The sequence below is a fragment of the Acinetobacter sp. HR7 genome, assembly GCF_000773685.1.
Classification (GTDB): Bacteria; Pseudomonadota; Gammaproteobacteria; order Pseudomonadales; family Moraxellaceae; genus Acinetobacter; species Acinetobacter thermotolerans.
This window is the reverse complement of record NZ_JPQO01000225.1, coordinates 12485-25941: the sequence shown is the minus strand read 5'-3', so window position 1 is coordinate 25941 and position 13457 is coordinate 12485. Positions and strand designations below refer to the sequence as shown.

12 protein-coding genes are annotated in these 13457 nt (G+C 43.6%); 1 reads left to right on the top strand and 11 read right to left on the bottom strand.

What is annotated here, in order from left to right; genetic code table 11:
- Nucleotides 1-35: 35 nt before the first annotated feature.
- The 7 genes from cyoE to ppsA all read right to left on the bottom strand — a co-directional run bounded on the left by cyoE (nucleotide 36) and on the right by ppsA (nucleotide 8816).
- On the bottom strand, nucleotides 36-914 hold the full coding sequence (gene cyoE, locus GW12_RS14870) for a heme o synthase (protein WP_034589082.1): 879 nt from the start codon (nucleotides 912-914) through the stop codon (nucleotides 36-38).
- 10 nt (nucleotides 915-924) lie between these two features.
- On the bottom strand, nucleotides 925-1251 hold the full coding sequence (locus tag GW12_RS14865) for a cytochrome o ubiquinol oxidase subunit IV (protein WP_034589079.1): 327 nt from the start codon (nucleotides 1249-1251) through the stop codon (nucleotides 925-927).
- Entirely contained in the window at nucleotides 1251-1868 is a 618-nt protein-coding gene (gene cyoC, locus GW12_RS14860) for a cytochrome o ubiquinol oxidase subunit III (protein WP_034589078.1), read from the bottom strand. The genes GW12_RS14865 and cyoC overlap by 1 nt, the downstream gene beginning before the upstream one ends.
- Nucleotides 1869-1872: 4 nt before the next feature.
- Entirely contained in the window at nucleotides 1873-3861 is a 1989-nt protein-coding gene (gene cyoB / locus GW12_RS14855; RefSeq protein WP_034589075.1) for a cytochrome o ubiquinol oxidase subunit I, read from the bottom strand.
- Nucleotides 3862-3864: 3 nt separating this feature from the next.
- The gene (gene cyoA, locus GW12_RS14850) at nucleotides 3865-4950 is read right to left on the bottom strand and encodes a ubiquinol oxidase subunit II (RefSeq protein ID WP_034589073.1); all 1086 of its coding nucleotides are present in this window, start codon (nucleotides 4948-4950) and stop codon (nucleotides 3865-3867) included.
- Between the two features lie 297 nt (nucleotides 4951-5247).
- Entirely contained in the window at nucleotides 5248-6039 is a 792-nt protein-coding gene (locus GW12_RS14845) for an RDD family protein (RefSeq protein WP_034589071.1), read from the bottom strand.
- 404 nt (nucleotides 6040-6443) lie between these two features.
- On the bottom strand, nucleotides 6444-8816 hold the full coding sequence (gene ppsA, locus GW12_RS14840; protein WP_034589068.1) for a phosphoenolpyruvate synthase: 2373 nt from the start codon (nucleotides 8814-8816) through the stop codon (nucleotides 6444-6446).
- A gap of 152 nt (nucleotides 8817-8968) precedes the next feature.
- On the opposite strand from ppsA, the gene GW12_RS14835 reads away from it, so the two are divergent.
- Nucleotides 8969-9805 (top strand): pyruvate, water dikinase regulatory protein, encoded by an 837-nt coding sequence (locus GW12_RS14835; RefSeq protein ID WP_034589066.1) that lies wholly within the window; start codon nucleotides 8969-8971, stop codon nucleotides 9803-9805.
- A gap of 262 nt (nucleotides 9806-10067) precedes the next feature.
- Here the strand turns inward: GW12_RS14835 and GW12_RS14830 are convergent, their stop codons facing one another.
- The 4 genes from GW12_RS14830 to GW12_RS14815 form a co-directional block, all read right to left on the bottom strand.
- A complete protein-coding gene (locus tag GW12_RS14830) occupies nucleotides 10068-10619 on the bottom strand; it encodes a hypothetical protein (RefSeq protein ID WP_034589064.1) in 552 nt (183 codons plus the stop codon).
- Between the two features lie 241 nt (nucleotides 10620-10860).
- Nucleotides 10861-11865, bottom strand: coding sequence for an LLM class flavin-dependent oxidoreductase (locus GW12_RS14825; protein ID WP_034589063.1), 1005 nt, complete (start codon nucleotides 11863-11865; stop codon nucleotides 10861-10863).
- A gap of 180 nt (nucleotides 11866-12045) precedes the next feature.
- A complete protein-coding gene (locus GW12_RS14820; protein ID WP_034589061.1) occupies nucleotides 12046-12507 on the bottom strand; it encodes a hypothetical protein in 462 nt (153 codons plus the stop codon).
- 245 nt (nucleotides 12508-12752) lie between these two features.
- Nucleotides 12753-13166 (bottom strand): hypothetical protein, encoded by a 414-nt coding sequence (locus tag GW12_RS14815; RefSeq protein WP_034589059.1) that lies wholly within the window; start codon nucleotides 13164-13166, stop codon nucleotides 12753-12755.
- Nucleotides 13167-13457: the final 291 nt, after the last annotated feature.

The window sequence follows — 13457 nt, the reverse complement described above, 5'->3', positions numbered from 1 at the left end:
GCAAACAAAAAAAAGATAGAGTAAAACTCTATCTTTTAGAAAATGCTGACAGGCGTATGCGGCGCTGTCGAAGTAAAGCAGAACAATATGCTGATCACGGTGATCAATTTGACGGAGTACATAAAGTACTGTTTTGCCCAGAGTTGATCATCTTCAGCTTTAAAGCCCTGAATACTTAAATAAATCCAGTATAGGGTCAGTGCATTCAATACCACCAGATACAGCCAGTTGGCATAGCCAAATATAAACAGGCCATTCATGACAAGGCCAAACAGGATCACATAGATCAGTGATTCAATCTTGGTGCGGTGAATTGAACGTGCTACAGGCAGAATTGGAATGCCTGCATTTTTGTAATCTTCAAAACGGTAGATTGCAATTCCCCAGGAGTGAGGCATTTGCCAGAAAGCGTACCCGACAAAAATGATCAGGGCACCGAGGTCAAACTGGTTTGCAACTGCGGTATAACCAATCACAGGCGGTGCTGCGCCAGAAATACTGCCTACCAATGTCTGGTGAATAGTTGTTCGTTTTGTCCATAAGCTGTAGAAACCAACGTATACGACAAAACCAATAACTGCGAATAAGAAAGCGTACGCATTTACCCAAAACCAGAGAACACTAAAACCGATCAGGCCTAATACCAAAGCAAAGACAAGCGCGACAGGTTCAGAGATGGTTTTTTTGACAAGAGCACGGTTTTGCGTGCGCTGCATTTTTTGGTCAATGTCCTGATCAATCACATTGTTGACCACACATCCAGAGGCTACAACGAAGGTAGTACCAAAAAGGGTAATGAGCAGAAGAAGGAAATCTACAGAACCTTGGGCAGCTACAAAGTAGCCACCCAAAGTGGTAACGAAGTTACCAAAGAGAATTCCTGGCTTAGTCAGGAATAAATACTTTTTCAGCATGACAACCAGTTTAGATCATCATGTTGTAGTGCAGGTAATTCATGATCCATACAGAACCCACTAACAGAATAGCGATGGTTAGTACGGTATACACGAATGCGATGACGTTCCAGCGTTGCTCTGAAGAAGAGTTCATGTGCAGAAAGTAAACTAACTGTACAAGAACCTGAGCAACTGCAGTAATCGCGATCACAGCAACCAATAGACCACGGCTAAAACCACCAGCCATCACCATACCAAAAGGAATAATGGTCAGGATGATAGACAGGATAAAACCGATAGTATATTGCTTAGTGTTGCCGTGAGCTGCACCAGAAGCGTTATGATCGTGACTCATTAGATAACTCCCATCAAGTAAACAACGCTGAATACGCAGATCCATACGATGTCAAGGAAGTGCCAGAACAAGCTTAGGCACGCAAGACGACGAGTGTTTGGAAGAGTCAAACCATATTTCTTGATTTGAATCATCAACACAATCATCCATACCAAACCTGAAGTCACGTGGATACCGTGCGTACCAACCAGTGTAAAGAACGCTGAAAGGAATGCAGAAGTGCTAGGACCGTGACCAGCGTGAACTAAATGATTGAACTCATAAAGCTCCATGCCGATGAAGGCAGCACCGAATACCCAAGTGATCGCCAACCAGGTAATGACCTGGCCAACGTTCTTCTTGTGTGCAGCAAGTACAGCAAAACCAAATGTTACAGAAGAGATCAGCAGGGCAAACGTTTCAGTTAAAACGAAGCCTAATGATTCACCAAACAGCTCTTTCGCGCTTGGAGTGCCCACTGGAACGTGGCTGCTTAAAACAGCGAATGCAATGAAGAGTGTACCGAAAAGGATAAGGTCACTCATCAAGTAAGTCCAGAAACCAAAGACAGTGATGTCAGTATCATCGTGATGATGCTCATCGTGTCCGTGGTTGTCGTGATGAAGTACTTCAGCCATGGTCTTAGTCCTTCTTCAAGTGTTTTTCAAGGATCGCATAGCGTTCGTTTTCAATGCGTTCAACTTCAGCAGCTGGAACATAGTAGTCCACTTTCTTCGTAAATGAAGATTTGATGAAGCTGATGATTGCACCAACGAAAGTAACCGCTACTAACCACCAGATGTGCCAGATTAACGCGAAGCCCATCACAGTGATAAACATAGCGATAACGAAACCAGCAGCACGGTTAGTAGGCATGTGAATGTCTTCGTACTTAGTCGGTTTCGCGTATGCAATACCGTTCTCTTTGTCAGTCCAGAAAGTATCGATACCGTTTACTTTTGGAAGGTATGCAAAGTTATAGAACGGAGCTGGAGAAGAGGTAGACCATTCAAGCGTACGGCCATCCCAGATATCGCCTGTAAGGTCCATGTTTTTCTCGCGTTGTAAGAAACCAACCACGATTTGCATGATGAAGCAGGCAATACCCAGTGCAACAAGCACTGCACCAAACATTGCGATGTTTACATATGGGTCCCAATCTGGGTTATCAAATGTATTCAGACGACGAGTCATACCCATGAAACCAAGGATATACAGTGGCATGAATGCAAAGTAGAAACCGAAGAACCAGAACCAGAACGCTGCTTTACCCCAAGTTTCATTCAGTTTCCAGCCAAACATTTTTGGCCAGTAGTAAATGATACCTGCGAACATCGCGAATACTACACCACCAATAATTACGTTATGGAAGTGAGCGATCAGGAATAAAGAGTTGTGTACCAGGAAGTCCGCTGGTGGAACTGCCATCAATACACCAGTTAAACCACCGATACCGAAAGTCACAAGGAAACCAAGTGTCCACAGCATTGGGGTAGTGTAAGTGATGCGGCCCTTGTACATGGTGAATAACCAAGAGAAGATTTTCACACCAGTAGGGATCGCAATAATCATGGTCATGATACCGAAGAACGCGTTAACGTTGGCACCAGCACCCATTGTAAAGAAGTGGTGAACCCAAACAACCAGTGACAGAACACCAATTGCTACAGTTGCGTACACCATAGATTTGTAGCCGAACAGCGCTTTACGAGCAAATACGGCAGTCACTTCTGAGTAAATACCAAATGCAGGTAGTACCAAGATGTAAACTTCTGGGTGACCCCATGTCCAAATCAAGTTCACGTACAACATTGGGCTACCACCCAAGTCATTTGTGAAGAAATGGAAACCGAAGTAACGGTCAAGTGACAGCATTGCAATAGTTGCAGTCAACACTGGGAATGTTGCTACGATTAACACTACAGTAACTAAAGAAGTCCAAGTGAAAATCGGCATATCCATCAGTTTCATGCCAGGCGCACGCATTTTGATGATGGTAACGAAGAAGTTAACACCCGTAAGAAGCGTACCCAGACCGGAAACCTGAAGTGCCCAGATATAGTAGTCAACACCAACACCAGGAGAATATTCGATACCAGACAGAGGAGGGTATGCCATCCAACCTGTTGCAGCGAACTCACCAAGCGCCAGGGAAGCCATCATCAGACCCGCAGCACCAGCGAACAGCCAGAAGCTCAGAGAGTTCAATAATGGGAATGCAACGTCACGTGCACCGATTTGTAGCGGTACAGAGATGTTCATCAGACCTACAACAAGACCCATCGCCACGAAGAAGATCATGATCACGCCGTGCGCAGTAAAGATCTGGTCATAGTGTTCAGGGTGTAGGTAACCTTCACCACCACCTTTTGCAAGGAACTGTTGAAGACGCATCATGATCGCATCGGCGAAACCACGCACCAGCATGACAATCGACACGATGATATACATGATACCGATTTTTTTATGGTCTACAGATGTGAACCATTCGTTCCACAAGTAGCCCCATTTTTTGAAATAGGTGATACCCGCAACAAGTGCAAGACCGCCCAAGATCATCATAGCAACTGTCACCAATACGATCGGATCGTATGGGATTGCATCTGGACCTAACTTACCTAATAAGTTCATGTCTTATTCCCCTTGAGAAGCAGTCGCATGTGAACCAGCTACATGTGCTTCAGAAGCAGCAGCTTCCTCGTGTGCAACACCGTGCTCAGCAGTAGCTGAGTGGTCAGCACCGTGGTAGTTGCTCATGTAGTGATTGATCACAGATTCAAACAAGCCTTTCTCTACAGAAGAGTAATAAGTCACTGGATGTGGCTTAGTTGGGTAAGGCTTCGTAGCTTCAGCAGCAGCCTTCTCTTCAGGAGTTTTTGCTTTCGCGATCAGTGCTTCGATCTGATGTTTACCACGGTTGCCATCACGAAGTGATTTGAATTCAGCCTGGTCTAAAACAGTTTTCTGGATTGCTTCAGGATTAATAGAAGTACCATTACCTGCTTGAACAGCAGAAACCCATTCAGCAAACTGAGCATCAGTCACAGCGTGAGCGCGGAAGCGCATTTGTGAGAAGCCATAACCAGAATAGTTAGAAGAGAAACCACGGTAACCTTCAGCCGGGCTAGTTTCATCTGCCATCAGGTTCAGGTGAGTTTGCATACCTGCCATTGCATAGATCTGACCACTTAACGCTGGGATGAAGAAAGAGTTCATCGTAAAGTTAGAGGTGAGACGAAGGCTAACCGGAGTTTTCTCTGGGAAGCGGATTTCGTTGACCGTAGCAATATTCTGCTCAGGATAGATAAAGATCCATTTGAACTGTTCAGCAATAACCTGAACTGTCAAAGGTGCTCTATCAGATTCAAGCGGACGGTAAGGATCATACTTGTGGGAACCCCACCATGTTAAGTACGCAAGAATACCAATAATAATGACAGGAATACCCCAAACCACGATTTCAATCGCAGTAGAGTGTGCCCATGTAGGTTTATAGTCTGCGTCTTTATTCGATGCACGATATTTCCAACCGAACCATAATGCCATCAGTGCTGATGGAATCACCACCAATAGCATTAAGTAAATCGCAGTTACCATCAGGTTACTTTGGCCTTCAGCAACTGGACCTTTAGAGTTCAGAAGTACTAAATCACCACCACACCCGGTTAGGAGCGCGGACATCGCAGATAAAGACAATACAGCTAAAATTGTTTGTCTCATTTTACAACCTCGGTGAAGAGTCCCATTCCCTATATTAAATATGGGATAGCGATTAAAGTGTCGCATGATTAAAAAGATAATTTTCTAAAAAATCTTCTTAATCATGAGACACCGCTACGTTGTAGGGCATTATGCCTGAATAAGACAAACTAAGCTATATATAAAGGTGCTTTAAATGACTGTAATAAAAACCGATTTTGTCAGTCGGGATTAGAGAAAAATTATAAGAATTTTATTTTAATTTCAAAGTTATGCGGCAAAAGGGATGAGGTACATCCCTTTTTTATATTTAATATTTTATTGCTTGATGACTTTGGTTTTTGCCAGTTTATCGTGCAAAGTTTGACGTTTTTTGCCCAATCCAAAGATTCCGTCGATAACAGTAAACAATGGAAAGAAATAAACTGTCGGTAAAATGAACACGATGCTACGTAAGGTAAAAGCACGCATTAAGCTTGCTTTTTCGCCAGTTTCTGCATCTACAATCTTAATTTTAGTCAGTTTTTTGCCAATACTTTGACCAGATTTTGCAATCAGGAAACCTTGAATGACCAGCATGATCAGTAGGTATAAACCGGCTGCTGTCCATGCAGTGGTAGAAAACATGGCAAACATTTGCGACTGGATTTCCATCACCAGATTCTGGTTCGGGTTGCCACTCATGGCTTCAGTCATGATCTGCTCATTCAGGGCAGCAAAACGTTCCTGTTCTTCAGGATTGAAGAAAGCGGTCAGAATGAAAGTCGATGGAATCCACAGCAGCACATCAATAATTTTTGCCAGGAAACGAGCAGGGATGCTTGCCAGTTCAGCAGTATCTGCCTTTGCAGTAGGTTGAGCATAGGCTTGCGACTGCGCTGTGGGCTGCTGAGAGATATTTTGTTCAGGTGCTGGCGCAGGTGGAACATAGCCTGCAGGCTCATACAAGAATTTACCCTGCGTGAGTTCACCCAAAGCTTTCCATTCTGTCATGCCCTGGTGCCATGCCAAATCAGTCAGTAAAACCTGCTGGTTTGCCAGCATCTGATTCAGCTGTTCAAGGGTGTATGGACCTGCTTGTTGATTATTACGTGCCAGGTAAATCTGCATATTCGACCGAATCTCAAAAATGTAATAGGTTAAAAATAAGTTTAGCTATGATTTTATTGAATTATCGCGATAACACAAACAAAATCTTAAGCTAAACACAAAGATAAACTGAATATTACTATGTGAACTACAATAAGATTCACGAAGATTCACGAAGATTCACGCAAATTAAATGCTATTCAGTTGATCTTTTACGAGATAAAAGTCTTGCGTTTTCATTGTAATTTGAACTATGAATTATATGGCTGAAATACTGTAATTTTAATGTAATTGCATATTGGATTTTTGTAGTTGTAGTGCTGTTTGGGTAGGCATTTTAGTCAGCGCAAAACTGGAGCTTATTTGATTGCTCAAACAAAAAAGACCCTCAAAATGAGGGCCTTTTTCTTCACTGAAGATTCAGCTTATTTTGCTTCTTGATCAGCAAGGAAGAACCAAGTATCCAGTACTGAGTCTGGGTTCAGAGACACAGATTCGATACCTTGTTCCATTAACCATTTTGCAAGGTCTGGGTGGTCAGAAGGACCTTGGCCACAGATACCTACATATTTACCTGCTTTACGACAAGCCTGGATTGCCATAGAAAGCAGAACTTTCACAGCAGCATCACGTTCGTCGAACAGGTGAGAAACGATACCAGAGTCACGGTCAAGACCAAGGGTTAACTGAGTCAAGTCATTAGAACCGATAGAGAAGCCGTCGAAGTGTTCAAGGAATTGGTCAGCTAACAGGGCGTTAGTTGGCAATTCACACATCATGATTACTTTCAGACCGTTTTCGCCACGTTTTAGACCATTTGCAGCTAGCAGTTCAATGACACGTTTCGCTTCTGAAACTGTACGTACGAATGGAATCATGATCTGGATGTTAGTCAGACCCATTTCGTCACGAACTTTTTTCAGTGCACGGCATTCAAGTTCGAAGCAGTCACGGAAGTTGTCAGATACATAACGGCTCGCACCACGGAAGCCCAGCATTGGATTTTCTTCTTCTGGTTCGTACAGTTTACCGCCGATCAGGTTTGCATATTCGTTTGACTTGAAGTCAGACATACGCACGATCACTGGTTTGTCAGCGAACGCAGCAGCAAGGGTAGAAATACCTTCAACCAGTTTTTCTACGTAGAAGTCGATAGGCGTTGCATAACCCGCAGTACGTGCAAGTACGGCAGCACGAGTTTCACGTGGCAGGCTGTCAATGTTCAGCAATGCTTTAGGGTGAACACCGATCATACGGTTAATGATGAACTCAAGACGAGCCAGACCGATACCTGCGTTCGGAATTTGTGCGAATGAGAATGCGCGGTCAGGGTTGCCGACGTTCATCATCACTTTGAATGGAAGTTCAGGCATAGACTCGATAGAGTTGGTTTGAACTTCGAAATCTAAAGCACCTTCGTAGATGAAACCAGTATCACCTTCAGCACAAGAAACAGTTACGTCTTGACCATCTGTCAGAACTTCAGTTGCGTTACCACAACCTACGATTGCTGGAACACCAAGTTCACGTGCAATGATCGCAGCGTGACAAGTACGACCACCACGGTTAGTAACGATCGCAGCAGCACGTTTCATCACTGGCTCCCAGTCTGGGTCAGTCATGTCTGATACCAGTACGTCACCGTCTTGTACTTTGTCCATTTCTTTGATCGAAGTTACGATACGGACTTTACCAGAACCGATACGTTGACCGATTGAACGACCTTCACAGATCACATTACCTTTTTGTTTCAGCAGGTAACGTTCCATTGTGCCAACATTTTCACGACTCTTCACAGTTTCAGGACGTGCCTGAACGATGTACAGTTTGCCGTCGTCACCGTCTTTAGCCCACTCGATGTCCATTGGCGCACCGTAGTGTTTTTCGATGATCAGTGCTTGTTTAGCCAGTTCGTGCAATTCTGCATCAGTCAGAGCGAACTGTTGACGATCAGCTTTTTCAACGTCTACAACTACAACTGATTTACCCGCAGCAGCTTCTTCACCGTAAATCATTTTTTGGTGTTTAGAACCCAGGTTACGACGAAGGATCGCGTGTTTACCTGCGTTTAGAAGCGGTTTAGAGATATAGAATTCATCAGGGTTTACTGCGCCCTGTACAACCATTTCACCCAGACCGTAAGAAGCAGTGATGAAAACTGCATCACGGAAACCAGATTCTGTGTCTAGCGTGAACATTACACCAGCAGCACCAGTTTCTGAGCGAACCATGCGTTGTACGCCAGCAGAAAGCGCAACGATGTCATGTGCAAAGTTTTGGTGTACACGGTAAGAAATCGCGCGGTCGTTATATAGAGATGCGAACACTTCTTTGATCGCGATCAGAACATTGTCGATACCACGGATGTTCAGGAATGTTTCTTGCTGACCAGCGAAAGAAGCATCTGGTAAGTCTTCTGCAGTTGCAGATGAACGGACAGCAACAGCGATGTCTGGGTTGCCGTTAGATAGTTCCGCAAATGCTGCACGGATTTCTTGTTCTAGTGCAGGAGTAAGTGGAGTGTCTACGATCCATTGACGGATTTTTGCACCAGTTTCAGCAAGAGCGTTGACATCATCAACATCTAGTTTAGCAAGCTCTGCATTGATTTTAGCGTTTAGGCCGCTTTGCTCGAGGAATTCACGATATGCACCAGCTGTTGTTGCAAAGCCACCAGGTACAGACACACCAGCATTTGATAAATGGCTGATCATTTCACCGAGCGATGAGTTTTTCCCACCAACTAGCTCGACGTCGTGCTTCCCTAATTTTTCTAGACCAATTACGCGCGCTTCCAAAGTTGTTACTCCACTTTTGCAGTATTAATCACTATCTAGGCATGAGAGTATAGCAAATCATAGGTTAATGATTTTACTAAGCGACAGTCATGTAAGATCGGTTTACTATAAAGATTATACCGTGTGATGACAAATATTTGAGGAGAATTTTAATGTCGGAAGGTAAACAGATAAAGCGCAGTGTTTTCTTCATTTCTGACGGTACAGCAATCACCGCAGAAACCTTGGGGCACTCACTTTTGGCACAGTTTCCTCATGTCGATTTTGATATACATATCATTCCGTATATAAGCACCGAAGAAGCTGCGACCAACGTCGTAGCCGAGATCAATGAGCGTGCTGAACTGGATGGGCAGAAGCCGCTGGTATTTGATACCCTGGTTGACCCCTATGTACGAGATATTATTAATACTGCAAATGCAGTAAATCTTGATGTATTTGAAGGGCTTATTAGTAAATTATCAGAAGAGTTAGGGACTGCACCAACGACATTGGTTGGCCAGACTCACGCAGTCACTAACTCTGAATCCTATAAAGCACGTATTGATGCGGTACATTTTGCGCTGGACAACGATGATGGTGCGCGTACCCGCCATTATGACAAGGCTGATTTGATCCTGATCGGGGTATCACGTTCGGGTAAAACTCCAACTTCGATCTACCTGTCATTGCAGTTTGGAATCCGTGTTGCGAACTATCCGCTAACCGAAGAAGACCTAGATGATAACCGTCTGCCAGCTGTGCTGAGACCGCATAAACACAAGCTTTTCGGCCTGATGATTGAAGCAGATCGACTGGTTGCGATTCGCACCGAGCGTAAGGCAAATAGCCGTTATGCCAGCTTCAATCAGTGTCAGATGGAGCTGCGTGCAATTGAGGGAATCTATATTTCAGAAGGGATTAAATACCTGAATGTCACTGAGATGTCGATTGAAGAAATTTCGACACGTATCCTGCAAATGACCGGTTTAAAACGTCGTATTGGCTAAGACCTGAGAATGGGGTCAAAGCCAGTTTTTGGCTCCATTTTTAAACTGCAGACATCCATTTTTTAAATAAATGATAGAAAATTTCTATCATTTCATTATTAAAAGCTAATTACATTATTTCGCTACGAAATACCATGTAGAAAAAATATAAACGTGGTTGAATGCTAAGATAGACTAAAAAATAAACTTAACAAAATTGTTTTATATGCCTGTTTAGCATTTTTTTTGAAATATATATCTAAAAAAAATAAAAAGAATTCGCTTAGTAAGTCTGAATAATCACATCAATTTCATGCTTATCGCCATTTACACAATGGATCGAATGTTCAGAAATTTTCAGAATCGGCCAGGTAACCAGTTCGCAGTTTTCCCGTTGCAGGGCAGTATAAAAATTATCTGACTTTAAGTAGGTGCGGTTTGAAGCTGCCAGATTAGGCATGAGTTGGCGACGCAACCAAGGGTTTTTGACCTGATGTTCCAGGAAGCGTAATGAAAGTAAACCTTTTATTCGGCTACTGACCAGATTGCGGTTTTTACTGATCAAGGGGTGATTGAGCAGGCGTTGCAGGCTGCGGCTAGTACTTGGGATGACGAATTTTGGTTCGATCTGGAATACTTTGACGGAACTGGCCTGCTGGCAAATCTGATCCAGATGGCTTACTGCAGCCTGATTTAGTCCGACTACGGCAACGCGTAAATGGTGAAAATTAGCATCCTTTAGTTCAGCAGAATCGATGCGTTGTCCGGTGAAATGGGTAAAATGTTCCGGTTGATTTTCAAAAATGCCAACATTTGCATCCTGCTTAGCGCCCATGATGTTTTCCTGTTATTGCTTAATTTTTATTCTGATGACACAGGTATAAACAATCTCGGCAGGGGCGTAAAGCAACTTTAATAGAATAACAAGTCATCCCTAATACTGCGTTAAAGCTATTCTGAGTAGTTAATCTCCAACTTTTGCTCTCAATATGATATTTAAGCTCTCTGTCGTCATTCATGTTAAAAGAACCGCTGACAGGCAGCGGTTTTTGATTTTTATACTTTTATATAAGTACTTAAAGACCTTGTTTAATCTGCATCAACAGCTCAAAGTTCCGTAAACGCTTTTCGGTATCATAAATATCACAGGTAAAGATAAACTCATCGATCTCATATTTTTCTAGTAGTTGTTCCAGGCCAGCTTTAACCGTGGCTTTGGAACCGATCTGTGCCATGCCATAAAACTGCTGCACTGACATTTTCTCCGCAGGCGACCATATCTCCTCAATATTATCGATCGGTGGTCTTAACTTGCCACGCTGGTTCCGGAACATTGCAATAATGCGCTGATAAGGAGAGGTTGCTAAATACTGCGCTTCTTCATCGGTTTCAGCAACGACGGTAGGAACACCCATAGACACATAAGGTTTATCCAGATATTCCGAAGGCGCGAAGTTTTCACGATACAGCTGAATTGCTTGTCCCAACATACGAGGGGCAAAGTGAGAAGCAAAGGAATAAGGCAGACCGAGTTTCGCTGCAAGCTGGGCACTAAACAGGCTAGAACCTAACAGCCAGACTGGTACATGAGTACTGTGACCTGGCGTCGCAATAATTCGTTGGTCAGGTTCCGGATCTTTAAAATATTGCAGGATCTCTAATACATCCTGTGGGAATTGGTCTTCAGTTTCTTGACGACCACGACGCAGTGCACGCATAGTCAGCTGATCTGTTCCTGGGGCACGGCCCAGACCAAGTTCAACACGATTTGGATAGAGTGTTGCCAGGGTCCCGAACTGTTCAGCCACAACCAAGGGGGCATGGTTAGGTAGCATGATACCGCCGGAACCCACACGTAAAGTTGTAGTATTGGCCAGCAGATAACCGAGCAGTACTGCTGTTGCTGAGCTAGCGATACCTGACATATTGTGGTGTTCAGCCAACCATAGGCGGTCATAACCTAATTTTTCGGCATGGCGCGCCAAATCTAATGCATGGTGCAATGAAGATTGAATGCTTTTATTTTCACGTACTGGAACCAGGTCCAGAATAGCAAATTTAGTGTCAGCAAGAGTCGTCATGCGTAATCCAAGTAACAAGTCATTGAATTGAGGATACGACAATCAGTCAGATTTGTATATCGAAAAAAAACGATATAAGTGTAAGCAAAAGCAAAGATAAAAACGCAGGCAAAAAAATAAGCATCCGAAGATGCTTAAAAAGAGGGAAGAGTTATAAAAGAGACTACATTATTTTAACTATTAACGACGGTAGCCACGGTTGTTGTAGCTGTAACCTTTAGTACGGTAGTTACGAGATGAGTTGTAACGACGGTCATAGCGGTCATCATAACGGCGGTCTTCGCTGACTTTTTTACCTAAAGCAGAACCACCTGCAGAACCCAGTGCTGCACCGATCACACCACCATTGGTACCTGCCATGTTTTTACCTACGGCATAACCTGCACCACCACCTAGAGCACCACCGATAATGGCGCCATTACGGTCACGTTTGTTTGCAGATACTGCGGCACCTGCACCACCACCGATTGCTGAACCGATGGTTGCACCAGTGGTACCACCAATTTTGTTACCAACCACACCACCTACGACACCACCGAGGGCAGAAGCCAAAGCTGTGTTGGTTGTATTACCCGCATTTGCAGCAGTCATACCCATGGCTGAAGTGGCAACAACTGCGATCATTAGAGATTTATAGTTCATGAGTACACCTTTTCATTTCTAGCTGTATTTGTCGATGAGTTCAATTTACGGGAGCAACAGTCAAACAGCATGAAGAGTCTGTAGATGAATTGTGATTTTTTTCTCCTTAATTTATTCATAATCCTGAAGCTATAAATTTCATGCATTACAGCCAGTTGGAACTATTTAGAAAGAATTAAAAAAGCACCCGAAGGTGCTTTTAAAGTCAAATGTAATATTGCGATTTCGCAGAGAACCGTTGACTATTAACGGTGACGTCTCCAGTGTTTTGAGCGTTTTTCAGCAGCTTTATCTTTAGAGATTTTATTACCTAGTGCTGCACCACCTGCTGCACCTAGAGCAGAACCGATGTAACCACCGCTGGTGCCACCCATGTTTTTACCTACGGTGTAGCCTGTACCACCACCTAATGCACCACCGATAGCAGAAGCAGTACGGTTTTTCTTGTTACTTGCTACGGCAGCACCACCAGCGCCACCTAAGGCTGCACCAATGGTTGCACCGGTATTACCACCCATATTTTTACCCAATGCAGTACCTGCAACACTACCTAAAGCACTTGCTGCTGCTACACGCGCTGTACTGTCTGCATGTGCGTTAATAGTCATCATTGAGCCAGCAGCCAAAGCGGTACTTAATAAAACTGCTTTCAGTTTCATGTTAGAACTCCGTATCCGTGGTCGGATTGTGTTGTGTTTTGATGCTGGAAAAGGTAACAAAATATTGTCATTACAATGTGAAGAAAAATCTCCATATTTGCCTGCTTTATTTGCGACTTTGTAAAATAAGTAAAGAATAAGGATTGAAACGCTGGAAAAAGCAGCAATTATGCCGAGAAATGAAGTATTTGCACATTTTCTAGCCATAGTTAAGAGAGAGGCAGCTCTCCATCAATAAAGATGTTCTTTAGGGCTGAGAATCGTTAAACTAGGCGCAATTTTTGAATTCGC